This is a genomic window from Anaerococcus groningensis, assembly GCF_046365465.1.
GTDB lineage: Bacteria > Bacillota > Clostridia > Tissierellales > Peptoniphilaceae > Anaerococcus > Anaerococcus groningensis.
The window spans coordinates 204261-228166 of sequence record NZ_JBGMEG010000003.1 but is presented as its reverse complement, the minus strand read 5'-3'; the positions used below and the strand labels follow the sequence as shown (position 1 = coordinate 228166).

General features: G+C 33.2%; 19 protein-coding genes. 12 read left to right on the top strand and 7 right to left on the bottom strand.

Annotated features, from left to right (window positions below):
• Positions 1-29: 29 nt before the first annotated feature.
• A complete protein-coding gene (locus tag AB9Q04_RS02705) occupies positions 30-1700 on the bottom strand; it encodes an FAD-dependent oxidoreductase (protein WP_410023843.1) in 1671 nt (556 codons plus the stop codon).
• A 326-nt stretch (positions 1701-2026) separates the two neighbouring features.
• Between AB9Q04_RS02705 and thrS the strand changes: the two genes are divergently transcribed.
• The gene (gene thrS, locus AB9Q04_RS02700) at positions 2027-3949 is read left to right on the top strand and encodes a threonine--tRNA ligase (protein ID WP_410023842.1); all 1923 of its coding nucleotides are present in this window, start codon (positions 2027-2029) and stop codon (positions 3947-3949) included.
• 138 nt (positions 3950-4087) lie between these two features.
• On the top strand, positions 4088-5470 hold the full coding sequence (locus tag AB9Q04_RS02695) for an MATE family efflux transporter (protein WP_410023841.1): 1383 nt from the start codon (positions 4088-4090) through the stop codon (positions 5468-5470).
• A gap of 64 nt (positions 5471-5534) precedes the next feature.
• On the opposite strand, the gene AB9Q04_RS02690 is transcribed toward AB9Q04_RS02695, so the two are convergent.
• The 3 genes from AB9Q04_RS02690 to AB9Q04_RS02680 form a co-directional block, all read right to left on the bottom strand.
• On the bottom strand, positions 5535-6458 hold the full coding sequence (locus tag AB9Q04_RS02690; RefSeq protein WP_410023840.1) for a DUF7916 family protein: 924 nt from the start codon (positions 6456-6458) through the stop codon (positions 5535-5537).
• A 397-nt stretch (positions 6459-6855) separates the two neighbouring features.
• Positions 6856-8403, bottom strand: a complete 1548-nt coding sequence (gene nagE / locus AB9Q04_RS02685; RefSeq protein ID WP_410023839.1) for an N-acetylglucosamine-specific PTS transporter subunit IIBC — start codon at positions 8401-8403, stop codon at positions 6856-6858.
• Between the two features lie 110 nt (positions 8404-8513).
• A complete protein-coding gene (locus AB9Q04_RS02680; RefSeq protein WP_410023838.1) occupies positions 8514-9377 on the bottom strand; it encodes a hypothetical protein in 864 nt (287 codons plus the stop codon).
• Positions 9378-9444: 67 nt separating this feature from the next.
• On the opposite strand from AB9Q04_RS02680, the gene AB9Q04_RS02675 reads away from it, so the two are divergent.
• A complete protein-coding gene (locus AB9Q04_RS02675; protein ID WP_410023837.1) occupies positions 9445-10104 on the top strand; it encodes a hypothetical protein in 660 nt (219 codons plus the stop codon).
• 82 nt (positions 10105-10186) lie between these two features.
• The gene (locus tag AB9Q04_RS02670) at positions 10187-11113 is read left to right on the top strand and encodes a CPBP family intramembrane glutamic endopeptidase (RefSeq protein WP_410023836.1); all 927 of its coding nucleotides are present in this window, start codon (positions 10187-10189) and stop codon (positions 11111-11113) included.
• Positions 11114-11156: 43 nt separating this feature from the next.
• Here AB9Q04_RS02670 and uraA read toward each other — a convergent pair whose 3' ends face one another.
• The gene (uraA, locus tag AB9Q04_RS02665) at positions 11157-12425 is read right to left on the bottom strand and encodes a uracil permease (protein WP_410023835.1); all 1269 of its coding nucleotides are present in this window, start codon (positions 12423-12425) and stop codon (positions 11157-11159) included.
• A gap of 218 nt (positions 12426-12643) precedes the next feature.
• Between uraA and AB9Q04_RS02660 the strand changes: the two genes are divergently transcribed.
• The 5 genes from AB9Q04_RS02660 (at position 12644) to AB9Q04_RS02640 (ending at position 18635) form a co-directional block, all read left to right on the top strand.
• Positions 12644-13066, top strand: a complete 423-nt coding sequence (locus AB9Q04_RS02660; protein ID WP_410023834.1) for a PTS sugar transporter subunit IIA — start codon at positions 12644-12646, stop codon at positions 13064-13066.
• Position 13067: 1 nt separating this feature from the next.
• Positions 13068-13385, top strand: a complete 318-nt coding sequence (locus AB9Q04_RS02655; protein WP_410023833.1) for a PTS fructose transporter subunit IIB — start codon at positions 13068-13070, stop codon at positions 13383-13385.
• 9 nt (positions 13386-13394) lie between these two features.
• Complete coding sequence (locus AB9Q04_RS02650; protein WP_410023832.1) at positions 13395-14624, top strand: PTS fructose transporter subunit IIC; 1230 nt, start codon at positions 13395-13397, stop codon at positions 14622-14624.
• Positions 14621-17176, top strand: a complete 2556-nt coding sequence (locus AB9Q04_RS02645) for a glycoside hydrolase family 38 N-terminal domain-containing protein (RefSeq protein WP_410023831.1) — start codon at positions 14621-14623, stop codon at positions 17174-17176. Before AB9Q04_RS02650 ends, AB9Q04_RS02645 begins: the two co-directional genes overlap by 4 nt.
• 232 nt (positions 17177-17408) lie before the next feature.
• On the top strand, positions 17409-18635 hold the full coding sequence (locus tag AB9Q04_RS02640) for a dicarboxylate/amino acid:cation symporter (RefSeq protein WP_410023830.1): 1227 nt from the start codon (positions 17409-17411) through the stop codon (positions 18633-18635).
• Positions 18636-18692: 57 nt separating this feature from the next.
• On the opposite strand, the gene AB9Q04_RS02635 is transcribed toward AB9Q04_RS02640, so the two are convergent.
• Together AB9Q04_RS02635 and AB9Q04_RS02630 are read right to left on the bottom strand one after the other, a co-directional pair.
• On the bottom strand, positions 18693-19595 hold the full coding sequence (locus AB9Q04_RS02635) for a lactate/malate family dehydrogenase (RefSeq protein WP_410023829.1): 903 nt from the start codon (positions 19593-19595) through the stop codon (positions 18693-18695).
• Between the two features lie 104 nt (positions 19596-19699).
• Positions 19700-20983, bottom strand: coding sequence for a glucose-6-phosphate isomerase (locus AB9Q04_RS02630; RefSeq protein WP_410023828.1), 1284 nt, complete (start codon positions 20981-20983; stop codon positions 19700-19702).
• A gap of 186 nt (positions 20984-21169) precedes the next feature.
• On the opposite strand from AB9Q04_RS02630, the gene galE reads away from it, so the two are divergent.
• From galE to rbr, 3 genes are all read left to right on the top strand, one after another.
• Positions 21170-22204, top strand: a complete 1035-nt coding sequence (gene galE, locus AB9Q04_RS02625) for a UDP-glucose 4-epimerase GalE (protein WP_410023827.1) — start codon at positions 21170-21172, stop codon at positions 22202-22204.
• Complete coding sequence (locus AB9Q04_RS02620) at positions 22201-23118, top strand: sugar phosphate nucleotidyltransferase (protein ID WP_410023826.1); 918 nt, start codon at positions 22201-22203, stop codon at positions 23116-23118. The genes galE and AB9Q04_RS02620 overlap by 4 nt, the downstream gene beginning before the upstream one ends.
• A gap of 174 nt (positions 23119-23292) precedes the next feature.
• Positions 23293-23883, top strand: coding sequence for a rubrerythrin (rbr, locus tag AB9Q04_RS02615; protein WP_410023825.1), 591 nt, complete (start codon positions 23293-23295; stop codon positions 23881-23883).
• The last annotated feature ends 23 nt before the right edge of the window (positions 23884-23906 follow it).

Genomic DNA, 23906 nt, shown 5'->3' with positions numbered 1-23906 from the left:
TTTTATTTTGTCTTAATGGGGATACATTCCTACTCATCTCCATCGCAAAGCATACCTAGTTTAAAGTATTCATCATACTTTCTAAAATAAAGGAGGCCTCCATCTAGCATATAGATATTGTTAAATCCTAGGTTGCGGAGCATTTTTATCATATTTGAGCTTAGAACACCAGTTTCATCGTAAAATAAAACTTTTTTATCCCTAGGAAGTTTCTCGTGTTCATCCCTTAATTTCTTTCCTTCAAAAAGTCTGGCACCCTTGATATGGCATTCTTTAAAAGCTGCTTCATTTCTGATATCAATTATCTCATACTCATTTTTTGTAGCACAAAAATCTGAAAATTTGACATGAGGTAAACGACCGTTACAAATATTTATAGCTTGGCTAGCTATGACATTATTTATATCTTCGGTGGTAGAATAATATGGCTGGTAACCTAGTTCTAAGTTGTATAAATCAGAAATTGTACCACCCATTTTTATAAGAGTGCCAATTACATCTATTCTTTTATCTACAACTCCCTTACCCAGAGCTTGAGCCCCGTAAATTTTCCCAGTTTCTTTTTCAAAGAGCAATTTCATATAAACCATTTCTGAACTTGGCATAATCCCTACCTTATCCGAGTGGGAGATGAGGGTTACATCGTAATTGTAGCCTAGTTTTTGCAAGGATTTTTCATTTAATCCTGTCATACCGATATTTAAATCAAAAGACTTGATTAAAAATGTGCCTATATATTTTAAAGGCTCTGCGTCCTTGCCTAATAAATGCTTGGATAAAAATTTGGCTTGCCTATGGGCTGGCCAGGCTAGTTTTAAATTTTGTTTTTCATTTGTAATAAAGTTTGTAATATCAATGGCATCACCTATGGCATATATGTTTGGATCGGTGGTTTGATAATTTTCATTAGTTACAATTGATCCCTTATCTGTGATTTCAAGCCCAGCATCTACTGCTAGTTTATTATTGGCAGCCATACCTAGGGCAAGGATTACCATATCAGCCTTTACTTTTTTGCCAGAATCAAAAACAACTTCATTGTCGCGAATTTCTACTAGTTCTTTCTCGTGGATGATATTTACATTGTTTGCTTTTATATTTTCCTCAATAAAAGGTGTCAGTTCATCATCTATCATGCCTAAAACCTTGCTTCTGACAAACATAGAGACATTTGTATCTTCTAACTCATTTAAGGCATGGGCTGCCTCAAGAGCTATAAAACCACCACCAGCTACCAAAATATTTTTTGCATCATGATCTTCATAGTAGGCTCTGATATTTTCTACATCCATGACATTACGGATGCTAAATACATGGTCCTTATCAGTACCCTTTATAGATTTTGGAACATTTGGGTGGGCGCCTGGTGCTAAAACTAGGTAGTCATAAGTTTCGTTAAATTCTTTGTCACTTCTTTTATCTAGGACTGAGACATATTTTTCTTCACGGTTGATACTTATAACTTCATGATAATTGTAAGCATCAATATTGTAGCCTTTTTTAAATTTTTCACTGTCCCTGTGGACTAAAAGGGTGCTGTCCTTTATTTCATAAGACAAATAATAAGGTAGCTCGCAGTTGCCAAAGCTCATATCCCTATCTTTTTCAAACATTACTATCTCTACATTTTCATCTAAGCGGCGCAGAGAAGCTGCAAAAGTCGCCCCAGCTGCTACCGCTCCTACAATTACTACTTTCATATGTATATCCTTTACTATTTACTCAACACTTTTTAAATATTTACCCAATTATGATTTGCAAAAAAAATTTATCGTGGTAAATTAAAAATATAATATATAACTATGACAGGAAAAGTAGTAATTATGAGTATCCACAGAGAAAGGCTGGTGCTGAGAGGTCTTATACAAGTTTTTATGAAAAACCACCCTGGAGTTTTTTAAGAGATTAAAACGTTGGTCGCGTTAAGACCTTAATGAGCACAAATTTTAGGTGGAACCACGGAATCAACCCGTCCTTTTATCGGTAACGATAAGGGCGGTTTTTTTGTGGATTAAAAGGAGAGATTATGATAAAAATTACATTACCAGATAATTCGGTAAAAGAATACGAAGCTGGCGTAAGTGTTGGCCAAGTTACAAAAGACATTTCTGAAGGACTATATAGACAAGCCCTTGGTGCAGTTGTAAATGGTGTAACACGCGGATATATGGAACCAATCAATGAAGATAGTGACTTTAGAGTTGTAAAATTTGATGATCCAGAAGGTAAAGAAATATTCTGGCATACATCAAGCCATGTAATGGCAGCAGCAATTAAAGCTTTATGGCCTGATACAAAATTTGCCATAGGACCAGCAATAGCTGATGGTTTCTACTATGATATGGAACTAGACCACAGATTTGTTCCAGAGGACTTTGAAAAAATTGAGAAAAAAATGCTAGAAATAGCTAAAGCTGACCACAAAATGGAAAGAATTGAAATTTCTCGTGCTGAAGCTTTAAAAATGTTTGAAGAAGAAGGCCAAGACTATAAGGTAGAGCTTATAAATGATTTGCCTGAAGATGAACTAATCACCCTTTATAAAATGGGAGATGCCTTTGTAGATTTATGCCGTGGCCCACACTTAGAATCTACAAAAAAAATTAAGGCAGTGAAACTAAAAACTATAGCTGGCGCCTACTGGAGAGGTGACTCTGATAGACAAATGCTTCAAAGACTTTATGGTATTTCTTTTGAAAAAGCCAAACAACTTGAAGAATGGCAAGAGTTACAAAAAGAAATTGAACGACGTGACCACAGAAAAATTGGTAAAGAAATGGATTTATTTGCCTTCCATGAAGAAGGACCAGGATTCCCATTCTTCCATCCAAACGGCATGATTCTTATGAATGAATTACTTGGTTGGTGGAGAGAAGTTCTAGAAGAACGTGGTTATGGAGAAATCAAAACTCCTTTAATCATGAACGAAGAACTATGGCACAGATCAGGCCACTGGGACCACTACAAAGAAAATATGTACTTTACAAAAATAGATGATGAAGATTATGCTATAAAACCAATGAACTGCCCAGGATCAGTTTTAACATACGCATCAAACCAACATTCTTATAGAGATTTACCAATTAGACTTGCAGAATTTGGTCAAGTTCACAGACACGAACTATCAGGTACTCTTCACGGATTATTTAGAGTAAGAACATTTACCCAAGATGATGCCCACGTTTACTGCTTACCTAGCCAAATCAAAGATGAGGTTTACAAAATGATAGACCTAGCAGACCTACTCTATTCTACATTTGGTTTTAAATATTCACTAGAATTATCAACAAGACCAGATGACTTCATGGGAGAAATCAAAGATTGGGACTTTGCAGAAGACCAATTAAAGGCAGCCTTAGAAGAACGTGGTATGGACTATGAACTAAATCCTGGCGATGGTGCATTTTACGGTCCAAAAATTGACTTCCATTTAGAAGATGCAGCTGGACGTACCTGGCAATGTGGTACTATCCAATTAGATTTCCAACTACCACAAAACTTTGATTTAACATATATCGATGAAAATGGAGAAAAACAAAGACCAGTTATGCTACACCGTGCCCTACTAGGTTCAGTAGAAAGATTTATCGGTGTACTAACAGAACACTTTGCAGGCAGATTCCCACTATGGTTAAACCCAGAGCAAGTAGTAATCATTCCAGTATCAGATAAATACTTAGATACAGCAGAAAAATTACAAAAAGAAATTAAAGATGCTGGCTTTAGAGTATCTGTTGATAAAAGAAGCGAAGGGGTAGGCTATAAAATCAGACAAGCCCAACTAATGCGCGCTAACTACATGCTAGTAGTAGGGGAAAAGGAAGAAGAATCAAAACTTCTTACAGTTAGAAATAGAGATGGTGAAGAAACACCAGAAGTTTCAGTAGAAAGCTTAATTCAAAAATTAAGCGAAGAAAGAGATAGCAAATCAGTAAATCCTTCTTTCTAAGCAAATAAATATAAAAAAAGCCTGGGAAAACATACCTAGGCTTTTTTGCTTTAGCAGGCCACCATTGACATAAAATTGCAAGTCGGGTTTACTATATAAGCTTAAATATAATATATAATTATTTTTTAGGGAGTGTTTATGGAAGAAATACAGATAACAGAAAATAAACTAGGAACATTACCAATTGATAAACTATTGCTAGAAATGGCAATACCAATGGTTATTTCAATGCTAGTTCAATCAATCTATAATATAGTAGACTCAATGTTTGTAGCAAGGATATCAGAAGAAGCACTAACAGCAGTTTCGATTGCCTTTCCAGTGCAAAATATCTTAATTGCTTTTGCAGTAGGTATAGGAGTAGGGGCTTCAGCCCTTTTATCTAGGTTTTTGGGAGAAAATAACCGTGACAGGGTAGGATCAGTAGCCATCCACGGTATCGTAATTTCAACAATTACCTATGTAGTTTTTGCTCTCTTAGGCTTACTATTTACAAGCGCCTTTGCTGATGGCCAAGGACAAAGTGCTGCAGTTACAGCGTATACTAAAGAATATACTTATATAGTAACCATATTCAGTATAGGAATATTTTTCCAAGTACTAGCAGAAAAACTATTGCAAGCCACATCCCTTACAAAATATACAATGATAACTCAAATGTCAGGGGCAATCATAAATCTTATACTTGACCCAATCTTAATATTTGGTCTATTTGGTTTTCCAAGATTAGAAGTAAAAGGAGCTGCTATTGCAACAGTAATAGGACAATTAGGTGGGGCACTAATAGGTTTTTATTTTAATAAAACAAAAAATAAAGATATCAACTTTAAATCAAAAAAATTTAGATTCCATGGAGATATAGTAAAGCAAATCTTTATGATAGGCCTACCAACCACCGTTATGAATACTATAGGATCTATAGTAGTTTTTGTCATAAACTTAATCCTAAGAGACTTTGGAGCAAGTGCCATCGCAGCCTTTGGGGTAATGTTTAAATTTCAATCCTTTGCCTTTTTACCAGTTTTTGGTATATCAAATGCGCTGACAACCATAGTATCCTATAACTATGGGGCTAGAAAAAAAGATAGGATAAAAGGATCCATAGGGCTATCTATGAAAAGCTCATTTATATTAATGGCCATAGCAGTACTAATAATGTGGATATTCCCAAGACAATTATTAGGATTTTTTAATGCAACAGAATCTATGATGGAAATAGGAGTGCCAATGATGAGAATAGTTTCCCTATCCTACATCACAGCAGTCCCAGCAATAGTAGCAGTAGGAGGAGTTTTCCAATCTCTAGGAAACTGGCAAATAGCTATCTTCCAATCATTCCTAAGACAATTAATAATCCTAATCCCAATATTTTATGCCCTAAGCCGCACAGGCAATCTAAACATAGCATGGTGGGCATTCGTAATAGCAGAATCCCTAAACTCAATCCTATGTACATGGATGCTAAGAAAAGAAGTAAGGAATAAGATAGACACTCTAGAACCAGCAAAGACAGTAGCATAAACTACTATCTTTTTTTCGGGAAAAATTTTGGGTTTTTTCTATATATAAGTAAGAGTTCCTAATCTTACCTATTCCTCCTAATAGAAGAACTCATCTGATAAATTTGCCACCTTACTCCTCTAATGGCGACTCCCATGGTATAAATATTTTCTGGCAATGATATACCATTCATGGCATCTCCTATGTGTTGGAGGTGGGCTCCGTTTGCTTTTGCTGCTAGGGCTATTTGCCTTATGGTATCTTTGTCTGCGGTTTCTTGGCTGGTACCTATGGCTGACATTATTAGGACTTTTTTATCTATTTTTTTGTCCTGATTATAATCTCTAATGTAGTCGGCTATTTCTCTTAGGTCATTTTCATTAAAATGGGGAATAGTGTATGGGGCTGGTAATAAGAGGATATTGCATCCTGCATTTATAAAATCTTTGGCTATTTCTAGGTTCATTACAAATTCATCAGTACCTGCTGCATGCATTTTGCCGGCTATAATTAAGCCATTAAAGGTTTCTTTTGCTTCTTTAATTGCTTGTAAAATTGCATCATTTGTCACTCCTGTGGCTGGGTTACCTGTTAGGCATATTAAATCTAGGCCGTAGTCATTGGCTTTTTTGTAGTTTTCTATGCTGGCTTTACGGCCACTTGCTATTTCTTCCTTACCTTGGGTCATAATTGCATTTTCATCTACGGGTTCTAGGTTTATTCCAAGTGGTCTTGATGTAGCTTTTTTAAGCCAAGCAATATGATTTTTTTCACCTTCTGGTACTCCTTCTATCTTTGGATTATTTAAGTCTAGAACATTTAATAATAATATATCAGCGCCAAAGGCTTTTTCTATCTCAGCGTTTGTTAGTCCATTTACATAAGGTTGGTAGGTTACGACAGATTCTGAAACTATAACCCTACCTTCACTGGCTAGAATTGCTTGTTTTAATTCTAGAGGACTTGCATTTAAAAAGTCTGCTCCTTGAAAGTTTAATAGTCTTTTCATTTTTTACTCCTTTTAGTGCTTTTACCCATAATTACTTATTAGTAGTTAATTGAAAAGTCACAAATTGTGACATATAATATATGTAAGAGAAGCCACCTCTAACAAAGCCCTTGGCAACAAGGAAAACTGATGGTAATAGAGTAGTATTACTCACTAAAAAAGACAGTAGCCGCGAACTACTGTCTTTTTCTTTGCTAGTTTTCTGAGTTTATATACTTTGATATTATCAAAAGTATAATTCCAACTAGCAAGGGGAAAATAAAATTTTCCATTACTGATGGTAACATTTCATATCACCCCCTTTCACCACTTAGTTAAGTGGCTATTTAATTATAGCATAAGTTTTCACTAAAAAATCAGCAAGCACGGCCTGCTGATCTTTCTTTTACTTTCGATTTTATTTACCTAATAGCTTTACAAATTCATCATGGACTGCTTGAACTTGTGGGCCTATTATTACTTGGACTGCTTTTGGTCCTGGTTTGATTAGTCCTGCTACTCCTGCTTGTTTTATTTTTTCTTCATCAACTTTTGCTGGATCTTTTACTGTAAGACGTAATCTTGTTGTACAGTAGCTGGTTGTATCAATATTTTCTGGGCCGCCTAGACCTTCTAGGATTTCTCTTGCTGTATCAGAGTAGGAGCCTTTTACACTTGCATTTTGTTCTGCACGCTCTTCTGCTGCTGATTTATCAGCTGTTGATACTCTTCCCTTATCTTCTGTTTCTATTACTGTTGACTTATGAGATTTTGAACTTCTACCTGGGGTAGCTATATCCCATTTATCGATTAATGTTCTAAATATAAAGTAGTATATTGCAAAGAATGCAATGCCCATTATAACTAGAAGTAGCATATTGTTTCTCATAGGATTTCGTGATGATAGGAAAAAGTCGATAAGTCCTGCTGAGAATCCAAAACCTGCATAAGCTTGTAGTTTTGCTGCTACAAACACAGAAATACCTGTAAGTAGTGCGTGGATAAAATATAGCTGTGGTGCTGCAAACATAAAGGCAAATTCAAGTGGTTCTGTAACTCCTGTTAAGAAAGAAGCTAGCGCTCCTGCAAACATTAGAGCCTTGATAGTTTTTTTATTTTTTTCATCTGCTCTTTGGGCCATAGCTAGGGCTGCACCTGGTAAACCAAACATCATTATTGGGAAAAATCCTGCTTGGTACATGCCTGGATGGTAGGTAGCTGTGATTGTATCTTTTGCATTATTTAAGAAGTTTGGTATATCATTTACACCAACAAGGTCAAACCAAAATACTTGGTTTAAGGCGTGGTGAAGACCTGTTGGGATCAATAGTCTATTGGCAAAACCATAGATACCTGCACCTACTGCACCAAGACCTAGTAAGAATTCACCAAAGCTTGCTAGAGCTGAGTAAATAATTGGCCATAAGAACATTAAAATAACTGAACAAATCAAAGCATAAACAGATGCCATAATTGGTACTAGTCTTCTACCTGAGAAGAAGGCTAGAAAATCTGGCAAGCGTGTTCCATGGAACCTATCATAAGCCTTTCCACCTAAAATACCTGATAAAATACCTATCAAGACATTGCCATTTCCTATTTTGCCAAAAGCTGAGTATTGGAAAGGATCAGCTGCTTGCCACGCTTCTATATCTAAGCCTCTTAATTGAGCAACTGTTTCTGGTGATAACATTTTTGATAGGGTCAAAAATGCAACTAGACCTGCAAGAGCACTTGCTCCGTGGTTTTCTTTGGCAATACCAAAGGCAACACCAACTGCAAATAAAATACCTAAATTATCTAAAACAGCTCCACCAGCAGAAATTAAAAATGCTGCTATAGGTGAGCTTGCACCCCAACCATCTGGGTCAATTAGATAACCAAGGCCTAGTAGCAAGGCTGCCAAAGGCATAACCGCTACCGGTTGCATTAGGGATTGACCTAATCTTTGTAGTTTTTCTTTCATAAACTACCCTCCTATAAATTATTAATATACATTAACTAGATAAACAAAATCGTTTACATATTTATAATATCACAATTTATGCAATTATAAAACAGTTTCTTGCATATATACTAATGAATACCCACAAAGATATAATCTAAGAATTTTACCCTAAGCTTATACAAAAATTCTCCTATAATAAATGAAATAAGTACACTCATAAGAGTAACTACCAAAGGACTAGCATTTACTACAGCCTTTAGTAAAACATAGTTTACTTTATATGGATAAAGGTAGGTGAAAAATAGGTATCTTTGACGATTTACAAACTGGACATCTGGGCTTTGCTTTAAAATGAGGTAGGTTAGTATTATTGTAGAAAAATAAAAGCCTGGATAATAGTCTAAGTACATATACAAATAAATTTCACCTGCTAATAATAGGATGGCTAGGACTAGTAAAAAATTATTAAATTGGATGGCGGGTTTTATCCTGATGGCCATTATATAAAAGAAAAAATATACCAATAGATCCTTGTAATAAAAATCAAAGGGCAAGATAACACTATTTTGCATAACAAGGTAGAGGATAAGACTTGCTACCCCAAATCCTAAAGTAGCTCTTGCTCCAATGATGCGAGATAGGATGATTTCTATAATAAAAAAGCAAAAAACTACAAATATTACATCATATAAATTTGTCAGCACATATACCAAGTCCTCAAGCCTTTGCTTTTCAAAAATAAACTTAAAATCTCGCATAAAAAATATTAAAAATCCACTATATATTATGAGGGGGATAGCCATAAGCAAAACTTTTTTTGTATCTATAAATGAAATTATGTATGCCAAGTAGCCTACCAAGTAGCAGTTGATAAGCATAAGCAAAACTTCTCTATTTATAGCTAAATTTTCTCCTAAAAAGGGTAGAAAAAATGAGAAGACTAAAAGTATTAAGGCTAGCAAATCCATCAAATTAATTCTAAAACTTTTCATAACCCTATCTTATCACATTTATTAAAATTGTATAATAGATGGTATAATTAAAAGCAAGGTGAAAATTATGGCAAAAAAAGCAAAAAGAGTTCAAAGAAATAATCGTAGAAAACCAAAAAGACGTAGACTTTTCATATTTCCTTATGTGATTATGGCTTTATTGATAGTTGGGATACCATTTTCTATATACCAGTTTTATGTATCTAATGTAGATAGGACTATAAAAGGTCTAGAAGAAGCCATCAAAACTTATGATACAGAGTATATAGATCAAAAAACTGACAGGCTTCCTATTATTCTAGAAGTGTTAAGGACCTCCTACTCGGATAATAGCAAAAAACAGGAAGAATTTTATAACAATAATTTCGAAAATTTAGAAATTGAAGTAGCAAGCCAGGAAAAAAAATCTCGTGGCAAGGAAGTAAAACTAAAAATAAGCAATGTAAACTACATAGATGTCTACGAAAAAATAGATGATAGTGAGGATGATCAAAAAATCCACAACGACTACATGGCAGCTTTAGCTGATCCTAACCAGGAGAAAAATACTAGGGAAGCAACAGTTTTTTTAAAAAGAACTATAAGTGGCTATGATACCAACGAATCAAGAGACTTTATAAATGCAATCTTAGGTGGAGCGCTGGAATACGCTGAAGACTTTGATAAGGATGATAGCTCACAAAATGTAACAGATACCATGGATGATGCGATAAATAATGATAACTAACACGGTAGATTTCCGTGTTTTTTTATTAGCATAAAATCAAAATAAAGTTATAATCAATGTATAAAATATAACGGAGATTATAATGTTTGAAGATAATTTAACTATTAGGGAGACTAAAAAAATTCAGAAAAATAGAAATCCAGTGTTAGTTGTACTAGCAATTATTTTTCTACTAATCTTTCCTAAACTATTGTTTGAAGATATTTTTATCCTTAAATCAATAAATAACATAAATGCTATTAAAAACTTAGCACCTAATGATAGGTTTATTTTAACCATGCTTTATGGAACAGCTATTTCTAGCATTTTAATGTACATATTTGCCAAAAAATATCTAAATAGAAATAATTTATCCTTGGGACTTTCTAGCCCTGATAAAATTAAAAACTACCTAAAAGGCGCCCTTATAGGTCTTGTAATGATAAGTGGGGTATTTTTGCAGCTAAAAATATACAACCAATCCCAAATAAGTTTAAATATATCAAATGTACCGGCAGGGGTTTTTCTAGTCTTTTTTATAGGCTGGATAATACAAGGCTTTAACGAGGAGTTAATGTGTAGGTCTATTTTGATGAATTATTTTGCAGCTTTTAATGGGGTAAAATCAGCAATTATTACCAACAGTTTAATATTTGCTATCCTACACCTTGGCAACGATGGCTTTGGTATATTCCCTTTTATAAATATTTTTCTAATGGGAGTAATATTTTCCTTATTATTTTACCTATCAGATGATATATTTTTACCAGCAGCAGCCCATACTTTTTGGAACTTTGCCCAAGCTAATGTATACGGCATCAACGTTTCAGGCATCACCCAATCAAATATAAGTCTAATAAAAACTCAGCTAACAGGTAATCCATTTCTAACGGGAGGAGCCTTTGGTGTAGAAGGTGGCTTTATAACCTTTTGGATAGAAGTAATAGTAGTTGGGGTTTTACTAGGAGGGGTCAAAAACAAATCAAAAGAAAAAGAGAATAAGTCAATAAATAAAAAAACTGGTCTATAGGAAAACCTATAAATCAGTTTTTATTTTTGTTTTTAAATAAATTCTATTCTAAATTAGACCAGCCAGCTTTTTTAATTAGGTAAATCATAAGTGATAAAATAACCGCTACTACAGAAGAAAGCACCATTCCGCTTAGTTCTATTGATCCAAATTGAATTGCTAGGCCACTAAGACCTGCTATAAATATTACAGAAGTTAAAATTAAATTATCACTTTTTGAGTAGTCTACTTGTTGGTCGACTAAAAGTCTTATCCCGCTTGTACCAATCATTCCATAAAGCAAAAATGTCACTCCACCAATTACATTGCCTGGGATAGTAGAAATAAGCGCTGATAGGGGCCCTATAAAGGCCATTAGGATAGAAATTACAGCTGCAGTAGCAATTACTTTTACAGAATAAACTCCAGTTATAGCCATAACACCAATATTTTCCCCATAGGTTGTAGTTGGAACACCCCCAATTAATCCAGAAACTGCAGTTGAAAAGTTATCTGCAAATATAGAACGGTGGAGGCCGGGTTCTTTTATCAAATCTTCACCAATAATATTGCTAGTAACAACTTGGTGGCTGATATGTTCAGCTGCAATTACTAGTAATACTGGTAGCATGGCAAAAATTGCTTCTGGTGAGAATTTTGCTAACTGAAATTGTGGAAGGGTGAAAAAACTTGCTTCACGAACAGGAGTTAAATCTACTTGACCATTGAAATAAGCTACTATGTAACCTACAATAATGGCAATCAAAATAGGAATAGTAGACATAAATCCTTTAAACATTATAGATCCTAAAATCGCTGTAAAAAGTGTTACTAAAAATACTAACCAGTCCCCAGATGAAATTGTATCAGTCATAAGGTTTGCACCGATAGATCCACCAGAAACAGTATTTGCTGCCAGCTCAAAACCAATTAAAGCTACAACCGCACCCATGGCCGCTGGTGGCAGCACCACATCTATCCAAGATGTGCCAAATTTATAAATTATATAAGAAAGTAAACATCCCAAAATCCCAACAGCTACAAAAGCTCCTTGGGCGTATTCAAATCCTTGAGACTGGATTATAGCAATACCTGGTGCAAGAAAGGCAAATGAAGATCCAAGATACGCTGGAGCCTTGCCCTTAGTTATCAAAATAAAAAGTAAAGTACCAATACCATTCATCAAAAGAACAATGCCAGGATTGATGCCAAATAGTATAGGAACCAGAACAGAAGCACCAAACATAGCAAAAGTATGCTGTAAGCCTAAAGGAACAAGCAACTTTTTAGGAACATCATCATTTACTTTATAAATTCTTTTATTATCTTCCATCAAAACCTCCTTTAAAAATTTCCAAATCTTCAATATTTTAGACCACATTAAGGATTTTGTCAAATAATTATAATGTTATTTATATTATAAATTTATAGTTTTGAAGAAAACGTTAATATATAATATTAAAGCTCTTATTATTATTTAAGTAATTATTAACGTATAACTGTTAATTTATGTAAATAATTATGCTATAATAAACTTAGAAAGGAGAATCTATGCATAGGAAAAACGTTATCATAGGCCTGGATCTAAAAAATCAAGAGGAAGTTTTAGAATATTTATCTAAAAAAGCTTATGAGTTAGAAATTGCTAGCAATGCAGATAGTATTAAAGCTGACTTGATAAACAGAGAAAAAGAAATGAGTACTGCTTTGGTAGAGCCTCTTGCTATACCACATTCTAAAAGCAAAAGTGTCTTAAAAAATACAATTATATTTTTAAGATTAAATGACACTATTGATTGGTCTGGATCTAAAGTTAAGATTATAATTGGTATCTTTAGTAAAGAAGAAGGTGGAGAGCATATTAATACTCTAGCAAATCTATCAAGAAAATTAATTGATAAAGAATTTTTAAAATTTTTACAAACAGCAAGTAAAGATGAAATTTATGAAAATTTAAAGGGAGTAGGAGAATAATATGAGAAAATTTGTTGGTTTATGTGCTTGTACAATGGGATTAGCTCACACATTTATGGCAGCCCAGTCAATGGAGGATGAAGCTAAAAAAAGAGGGTATGAAACAAAAGTTGAAACACAAGGATCAGATGGGATTCAAAATGAGTTGACAGCAGAAGATATCGCCGATGCAGATATAATTTTATTATCTACAGCTATTACTCCACAAAATATGGAGAGGTTTGAAGGATATGAAATTTATGAAGTTTCATTAGCTGAAGCTATTAAAGATATTGAAACTGTTTTTGATGATATAGAAGAAGACTTAGCTGATAACTAGGAGGAAAAAATGCCGGTTACTAAAAGAAAAGTGGGAGATGCTAATAGTACAGTAAAAAAATCTACAGTTTCGAGTAAAAATTCTAATTCAAAATTCAATCAATTTCAAAAGCACTTGATGACTGGTATTAGCTACATGATTCCGGTTTTGATAATGGGTGGATTATTAGGCGCTTTATCACAATTAATACCCTATATGTTTATGGGAATTGATCCTGCAATATCGATAGTGGATGCACTAAATTCTGGTTCTTATACTGATAGTTCAGAGAATTTACTAAAGTTTGCTTATATATTACAAACTTTTGGCTTTAAGCTATTTGGTTTTGCTATACCTATATTCGCAGCTTTTGCCGCTCAATCTATTGGTGGAAAGACAGCTCTTATTTGTGGATTTATTGGAGGGGTAGTTGCGAACAATCCAATAGAAACTTTAACGTACATAGATGGAGCATATGAGCCTGTAGCTCCAGCACCATCAGGATTTTTTGGTGGTCTATTAATAGCTTTTTTAATAGGGTATTTTGTTAAATTTTTGAATAAAAAAATCAAAGTAAGCCACAATTGGATGGCCTTTAAAACAACGTTCTTAATACCTCTAATATCAGTATTGGCTACAATGATTTTAATGATTTATGTAATTACTCCAATCGGAGCTTCATTAAATCAATCTGTAGAAAGATTATTAACAAGTGCTGGAAAAAGTGGAGGAATTGTTTATGCAATATTGCTTTCTCTAACTACTGCATTTGACTTAGGAGGCGCAGTTAATAAGGCTGCAGGCTTTGTTGCAACAGGTCTTGCAGTAGATAGAATAATGCCACTTACTGCAAGAGTTATTGCAATAGTAACTCCATCAATTGGTCTTGGACTAAGTGCACTATTAGATAAATATATTGTAAAAAGAAGAGTTTATGATAGACAATTGCGAGAAGCTGCCAAAACATCTATATTTTTAGCTTTTATGGGCATAAGTGAGGGTGCTATCCCATTTGCCTTAGAAAATCCAGCATTTACTATTCCTCTCTATATGGTTGGAGCATTGATTGGAGCTTTAGTTGGTGTCGGTTTTGGTGCAGTTCAATGGTTCCCAGAATCTGCTATTTGGGCATGGCCCCTAGTTGAAAATATAGTGCCATATGTGGTGGGGATTTTGGTTGGATCTTTATTTATTGCTATTGTAAATGTGCTTTATAGAAACAATCAAATTAAAAAGGGAAAATTGGTGGTTCAAGAATGACTGATATAAAAGTAATAGCTCACACCCATTGGGATAAGGAATGGTATTTTACTGATAATAGATCAATGGTTTATTCTTTAATTGATTTTGATGAAATTATCGATTACTTATCTAGTGATGATGATATAAGTACGTTTTTGCTTGATGGTCAAACGTCTATAATCGAAGATTATTTACGCTATAGACCTGAAAAAAAAGATCAGATTAAAGAACTTATATCTAAAGAAAAAATAATTACAGGTCCATGGTATACACAAAGTGATACATTAGTTATTTCTGGAGAAAGTTTAATAAGAAATCTACAAATTGGTATAAATCAATCTAAAAATTTAGGAGGATATCAGTCCATAGGCTATCTTCCAGATAGCTTTGGTATGAGTGAACAAATGCCATTAATTTATAATCAAATGGGATTAAAGTATGCTTTTTTTAGAAGAGGAATAGCTGATCATTTATTAAAAGATAGAGAGTTTAACTGGATTAGTCCAAGTGGTGAAAGTATTAAAGCGTTTAATTTATATCACTATGGAATTATGGCATATCCACCGAATGAAGATGATGGATCATACATTGAGGAACTTGTAGATAAATTAAAAAAATTTGGGAATAGAAAACCATATATTTTATTTAACGGTGAAGATCAAAAACCAATCAGAAAAAATATAACAAAAATAATTCAAAATAGCAATTATGATATAGAGATAGACTCATTAGAAAGTTCATTGGATGAAGTTTTTGCAAATGCAGATGGTTTTGTAGATTACACTGGAGAATTTACCTTTGGCCAACATTCAAGAACTCATAAAAGTATATTTTCTACAAGAGCAGACTTGAAAATTAAACATAACAGACTAGAAAGATATCTATCAGAGTTTCTAGAACCTTTAAGTGCTATTTCCTACAAACTTGGTTTAAGATATGAAAAAGAATTAATAGAAGAATGCTTTAAATTAATGTTGCTTAACTCAGCTCACGATAGTATTGGCATGTGTAATTCTGATAAGACCAATAATTTTATAGAATATAGATACGATAAGGTTGACGATATTTCAAGAAATCTTGCTGATTCTATAATGAGAAGGATTGGTGATGGAATAAGTTTAAGTCAATTTAGTTTTCAAGTTTATAATGCTCTTCCATACACAAGAGAAGAATATATAACATGCAATATCCTAACACCATTTGAAAATTTCATTATCGAAAGAGATGGAGAGCCTGTTGATTTTGAATTAATAAAAATAGAAGAAGATAAAACAAATTTGGCTAAATCAATAAAAGAGATAGGTGTAAATAATGAGGCATCTAGTAATTTAAAGACTTACAAAAAAATATATGGTGCTAAGATCTTGATCAAGGATAAACTTCTTCCTATGGGTTATCAAACCTATGATATTAAAGAAAGCTCTGAAGGCTTTAAAAGGAATGTTCCAAGCAATGATAATTTTATAGAAAATGAATTTTACAAGATTCACATAAGAGATAATGGTCAAATTATTGTTGAAGGTGATTCGAATATAAATAAAATATATCTTGAAGATAATGGAGATGAGGGTGATAGCTATGATTATTCTTCACCTGATAAAGACTTATTTATTTCAGAAGGAAAAGTTTCAAATATAAAAGTTATCAAAAATGATTTATATCAAAATATAAGTTATAAATTAGCAAGAAAAGTACCGTCTAATCTAGAAAATAGATTATCTAATATTTTAGATAAAGAATTGATTTCTCATGTATCATTAACTCTCTATAAGACTAAAAAATATATAGAATTAAGTTATAAAACAAAAAATAATGCTATTGAGCATAGGGATAGGGTTGTTGTAGATACTAAAATTGAAGCTAAAAATTCTATAGCAGACCAACAATTCGGTACAATTGTTAGAGAAGTTGATTATAGCAAATATAAAAATTGGATCAAAGACGGCTGGGATGAAAAACCTAGAGGAATTGAACCCATGATCTCTTTTGCTGCCCTTGAGTCAAATCAAACTGTTTGCGGTGTATCAGATGGTGTAAGAGAATATGAGATTTTAGATAATAATAAAATTGATTTTACTATGTTTAGGTCAATTCCTTATCTAGGAAAACCAGATTTAAATGATAGACCTGGAAGAGCCTCTGGAGTATATGAAATCCAAATGGGTCATGCACTTTTAGATAAGGAAATAGAAACTACATTATATATTTGCGATTTGGAAAATGATTATTTAAAAATGCATAAATTTTCAAAAGAAGTTTTAAATAGGCCTATTTCTTACCAAGGGGGAGAAATATACGATAATACAGATCATTTTGTAATCAGTAAAAATAACTCATATCCTCAAAGTTATTCTCTTTTAGAAATAGAAGAAGCTGTGTTTTCAACTTTAAAACAGTCATATAAGAATGAAAGTCTAATTCTAAGACTATATAATCCGTATAGAGAAAGAAATATCAGTTTTAAATCTAGCTTAAATAATTTTGAATATGTTAAAGCAGATGAACTTACTAAGGATGAGGAATTAAATTTAATAGAACCGTGCGGAATAAAAACTTTAAAAATTTTATAATAAAGCTGATTAGATAAAAAATTAACAACCATCATTAATACTATTTATAAAACTATTTCAGATAACATAAATATAAAGATAATTAATTAATCGACTTCAAAATATATTACAGTATTTTGAAGTCGATTTTTTATAATTTATATTCTTATAGAATTAACTTGTGCTTTACAAAATAAATACTAAAAAGTAAAATAGATATAATTTGAGAAAAGATAAAGATAAGGAGATATTTATGGAAAAACAACCTAGAAAAAAATCAAAGCTAACTAGGAACATTTTTATTGCCCTAATTTTAGCTATTGTTCTTGGATTGCTCTTGCAAAGCCAAGCTGAAATTTTAAATGCTTATGTAAAACCAATCGGAGATATATTCCTAAATTTATTGAAATTTATTGTTACACCAATTGTTTTATTTTCTATTATGGGTGGAATAATCTCTATGAGAGATATTAAAAAAGTAGGGGAAGTTGGAATATTTACAATAATTTATTACTTTTTCACAACTGCTTTTGCAATTGTAATTGGCCTAGGTTTTGCCAATATTGCCAAAAGATTTTTCCCACTTATTGCTACTACTGACTTAGAGTATGCTATTGAAAATGAAGTATCTATGATAGATACTTTGGTAAATATCTTTCCAAATAACTTTTTGGCTCCTATAGTTGAGGCAAATATGCTTCAAATCATAGTAATGGCCATTATCCTAGGATTTGCTATACTTCTAATTGATAAAAGCAAACAGGCTAAGGCTATTGAAGCGATTGATATTATAAATGATATAAATATGAAAGCTATGGAGCTTATCTTAAAACTTTCTCCAATAGGAGTCTTCACTTTATTAATGCCAGTTATAGCAGAAAATGGTCCTATGATAATTGGCTCTCTTGCAAGTGTGCTTTTAGTTGCATACATTGCTTATGCTTTCCATATACTTGTTGTTTACTCATTTACAGTAAAAACTATGGCTGGTATCAAACCATCAGAATTTTTTAAAACTATGGCGCCAGCTATGATGTTTGGATTTTCTTCGGCATCAAGCATGGGAACTTTACCAATTAATATGAAATGTTGTGAGGAGATGGGTGCTGACCATGATGTAACAAGCTTTGTATTGCCACTTGGTGCTACCATAAATATGGATGGAACAGCAATTTACCAAGGGGTTTGTGCAGTATTTATTGCAGCTTGCTATGGTATTGACTTAACCTTAGGCCAAACTCTAACCATTGTTTTAACATCAACTCTTGCATCAATTGGTACAGCAGGTGTACCAGGTTCTGGTATGATAATGCTTGCTATGATATTACAATCAGTTGGCCTTCCAGTTGAAGGAATTGCCCTTGTTGCAGGTATTGATAGAATATTTGATATGGGTAGGACTACTTTAAATATTACAGGTGATGCTACTGCAGCTCTTATAAACTCAGCTAGACTTAGAAAAAAAGGAAAAATCGCATAATTTTTACAAAAAAAAAAGACAAGCCCTTTATGTTTATCTGGGCTTGTTTTTCTTTTACTAATTTGGCCTAGTGTTTTTTATTGTTTCTACTGAGTGATTCCATTTTTCTTGTTCTTTTTCATCTAATTCTAAGTGAAAATCTCTTATAATACCTTGTCTACCTACTACAGCTGGATGGCCAATATAACAGCCGGCTTCACTAGAATATGAAGAAACTGGCAGGATAGTTTTGCTATCGTTAAATATAGTTTCTACGATAATTGTAGCAGCATTTGCTATACCATATGATGTGTAGCCTTTGCCTTGGATAATTTCAAATCCCTTCATTCTAGCAGCTTCTTCTATTTGATCGAAGCTTTTCTCATCTAAGATTTTATTTAAAGCTTGGGTTGCGATTGAAACTTTTGACCAAGCTACAAATTGGCTGTTTCCATGCTCGCCAATTACATATCCATCTATGGAATCTGGATCAAGGCCTACATATTTTGCTACAGCATTTTTCATTCTTGCTGTATCGATAATAGTTCCTGTACCAATTACTCTTTCTTTTGGAAGTTCTGTTAGTTTTTGTAGGTATTCTGCAATAACATCACATGGATTTGTTATAGATACAATTATCCCTTCAAAACCAGAATCTTTTATGATTGGAGCCCATTCTTCTACACAAGTTCTTGTGTACTTAAATTCTTCTAACCTATCGCTATTATTTTGTAAGATACTAATATCACCTGGGGCAAATATTATAATGTCACTATCTGCTAGGTCTTTTTTGCTACCTGCAGTTATTTCTACATTGCCATCTCGTCTTACCATACCATCTCTGAAGTCATTGATTTCAGCATTTACTAGGCCATCTTTTTTATCAAATAAAGCAATACTATCACTTAGTCTTCTTTCAACTAGGGTATGGGCAACTGTTGCTCCCACATTTCCTAAACCTATTATTGATACTTTTTTCATTATTTCTATTCCCTTCTATTTTTAAAACATTATCAAATTAATTATAAGGCATATAGGTAAATTTTAACAGCAAAAAAGAATCCTAATGGATCCTTTTTATTAAATCATTTTTCCTCATAGCCTGGTTTGCCAAGCAATTTAAACATTTGGGTCTTATATTCTTCTACTCCTGGTTGGTTAAATGGATTGATACCAAGCATGTAACCACTTACTCCAACTGTAATTTCAAAAAAGTAAAATAGCTCTGCCAAAGTTTTAGCACTTACATTTTCTATAAGTAAGCGAATATTTGGTACATTACCTTTTACGTGGGCAATGGTAGTTCCTTCCATGGCTTGTTTATTTACATAGTTTAAAGACTTGCCTGCTAGGTAATTTAGTCCATCTAGATTATCTATATCTTCTTTTATATCTATATCTCTGTCATAGTTTTCAATCTCTAAGACTGTTTCAAATACATTTCTTTTTCCATCTTGGATCATTTGTCCTAGGGAGTGCAGGTCTGTAGAGTTATTTACTGATGCTGGGAAGATACCTTTTCCATCTTTTCCTTCTGATTCTGCAAATAACTGCTTCCACCATTCTGCTGTATACTGGAGCTTTGGCTCATAGTTTACTAAAACTTCTATATCTTTACCGTTTTCATAGAGCATATTTCTAATTGCAGCATATTTTATAGCATCGTTATTATTAAAATTACGGTTAGTATATTTTTTACGGCCTGTTTCAAATCCTGCCATAAACTCGTCAATATCTACTCCGCTTGCTGCTAGTGGTAAAAGCCCTACTGCAGATATAACTGAAAATCTGCCACCGATATCATCTGGTACTACAAAAGTTTCATAGCCTTCTTTTGTGGCTAAATCTTTTAAAGCTCCCTTTTGTCTATCGGTAGTAGCGTAGATGCGAGATTTGGCTTCTTCTTTACCGTATTTTTCTTCTAAGGCTTCTTTTAAAAATCTAAAGGCAATAGCAGGTTCTGTTGTTGTTCCTGATTTTGAGATTACATTTAAGGAGTAGTCTTTATCTTTTAGATAATCTAAAAGCTCTGACATATATTGGCCTGATAATTGGTGGCCAGCGTAGATAATTTTTACTTTTTTATTTGAGCCAAAGTAATTATCAAGGGCAAAGTCAACTGCTTTTATACCTAGGTAAGACCCACCTATACCTATTGAAACTAAAACATCACTGTTAGCTTGGATTTTTGCTGCGGCTTTTTTTATTCTTTCAAATTCTTCTTTATCATAATTAATAGGTCTATCAACCCATCCTAGAAAGTCTGCTCCCTCTCCTGATCCATCCATAAGAGTATCAAATGATTTTAGAGCTTTTTCTTCGTACTTATCAAGGTTTTCTAAGCCTATATTTGTGTAATCAACTTTCATTATATTCCTCCCTAAAACTTTATTCTTCACTACTATTATATACCCAGTTGCATCATTGTTAAAATATTTATAAATAAATATCGTATACTAATATATAGTAGACTTTTGGCTTTGTTGACATAAGATTTTATAATACCTATAATAAGGATAAGTTTGGAAAATATGCAAAAAAAGTGAGAAGAATTTATGAAAAAACGAGTTTTATTAACTGGAGGAGCAGGATATATTGGTAGTCATACAGGCGTTGAGCTTTTAGAAAATGGCTATGATGTAATTGTTTATGATAACCTATCCAATTCTTCAAAGATAGCCCTAGATAGGGTAGAGGAAATAACTGGCAAAAAGCTTACTTTCTATAAGGCTGATATACTTGATACAGAATTTTTGAAAAAAGTTTTGATAGATGAAAAAATAGATATTGTAATACATTTTGCAGCCCTAAAGGCTGTTGGAGAATCTGTCAAAAATCCTCTAAAATACTACCACAACAATATTACAGGTACCCTAAGTTTATTAAATGCCATGGAAGAAGTAGGGTGCAAAAATATCATTTTTAGCTCATCAGCAACTGTTTATGGCGATCCAGAAAAAACTCCAATTACAGAGGATGTTCCAAAGGGATTTTGTACCAATCCATATGGATGGAGTAAGTCTTTTATGGAGCAAATAATGACAGACCTACATACAGCAGATCCAGATTTTAAAGTTGTTTTGCTAAGATATTTTAATCCAATAGGAGCTCACAAGTCAGGATTGATTGGGGAAGACCCACAAGGGATTCCAAATAACTTGCTGCCTTATATTTCTCAAGTGGCAGTGGGTGAGCTTGATTGTGTCCACGTTTTTGGTGATGATTATAAAACTCATGATGGTACAGGAGTAAGAGACTATATTCATGTAGTAGACCTAGCCCGTGGCCATGTAAAAGCTGTGGAAAATATTGAGAAATTAGCTGGAGTTGAGATAGTAAACCTTGCTACTGGCAGAGGATACTCTGTTTTAGATGTTATAAAAGCCTTTGAAAAAGTAATTGGCAGAAAAATCCCTTATAAAATAGAGGGCAGACGAGAAGGTGATATAGATAAGTCCTTTGCAGATGCCTCCAAGGCCAAAAAAGTATTAGATTGGCAGGCAAAATACGATATTGACAGGATGTGCCAGGATACTTGGAGATGGCAAAAAATGAATCCTCAAGGCTATGAAGGAAAGGAAAAAATATGAAAACCACATTAGTAGTTATGGCAGCGGGTATAGGATCAAGGTATGGAGCAGGGATTAAGCAGCTTGCAAAAATGGATGACAATGGCTATACCATTATCGATTATTCTATCTATGATGCCAAAGAAGCTGGTTTTGATAAAGTTGTTTTTATTATAAGACCAGACATAGAAAAAGATTTTAAAGAAGTAATTGGTGATAGGATTTCAAAAATAATCGAAGTAGACTATGCCTATCAGACCCTAGATTTACCTAAAGATTATCAAGTACCAGCAGATCGCACTAAGCCATGGGGGACAGTCCATGCAGTCTTAGCTGCCAAAGAATTGGTAGATGAGCCATTTTTAATAATAAATGCAGATGATTATTATGGTAAACAAGTATTTAAAGACTTTTATGAGTTTTTAAATAACCCAGAAAATCAAACACCAGATAAGCTTCAGATTGCTATGGCAGGCTATAAACTAAAAAATACCCTATCAGACAATGGTAGCGTAACCCGTGGAGTTTCTGTAGGTAATGAAGAAAATAAACTAGTAAAAATAATAGAAACCCACGAAATAACACTAGGAGAAGATGGCAAAATATCCAGCAAAGAAAATCTAGCTAGTGATTTATTAAACTTAGATACCATAGTTTCTATGAATATGTGGGCGACTTTTCCTGAATTTTTAGATATGTGTGAAAAATACTTTGAAAAGTATTTGGAAGAAAATAAAGAAAACTTAAGTACAGCAGAATATGTTCTACCAGAAATGATAGCTAAAATTTTAGAAGAAAATAAGGCAGATGTGACTATCCTTCCAACCAATGATAAGTGGATAGGAATTACCTATAAGGAAGACTTAGTGCCAGCCCAAGAAGAATTTCAAGAAATGTTAAAAAATAAAGAATATCCAGCAAATATCTGGCGATAATTAAAACCTCTCTGATCTTAGAGAGGTTTTAGTTTAGTGAGATAAATCATTTAATAATGATAATCATTATTTACTTAACTAAATTATTTTATATAAAATTTGACAAAGATTGTTTCTAATTATATAATCATTATAGAAAGTACATAAAAAATATAATTCCAGGAGGATATACATATGTCAGTAAAAGGAACAAAAACAGCACAAAATTTAATAACATCATTTGTTGGTGAAAGCCAAGCAAATATGAGATATACATTAGCAGCAAAAGTTGCTAAAAAAGAAGGATACGTTCAAATCTCAAGAATTTTTGAAGAAACAGCTATGAATGAAAGAGAACACGCTGCAAGATTCTTTAAATTTTTAAGAGAAGAATACAAATTAGAAGATATCGAATTAAACGAAAACTATACAAAATGGCCAGTAGTATGGCACGATACTGTTACAAACCTTCAAGGTGCTATCGATGGAGAAAATGATGAAGCAGAAAATATGTATCCATCATTTGCAGATGTTGCTGAAGAAGAAGGTTTCCCAGAAATCGCAAGCGCATTTAGAAACATCGCAAAAGTAGAAGAAGCTCACAGAGAAAGATACAAAGCACTAAAAGCTAATATCGAAAATGATAAAGTATTCAAAAAAGACGAAGAAGTTGTTTGGATGTGTGGTAACTGTGGATTCCTATATGAAGGAAAAGAAGCACCAAAAATCTGTCCAGCATGTGCTCACCCACAAGACTACTTCGAACTAGCAAGATTTAACTACTAAAATAAATAACAAAAAGCAAACCT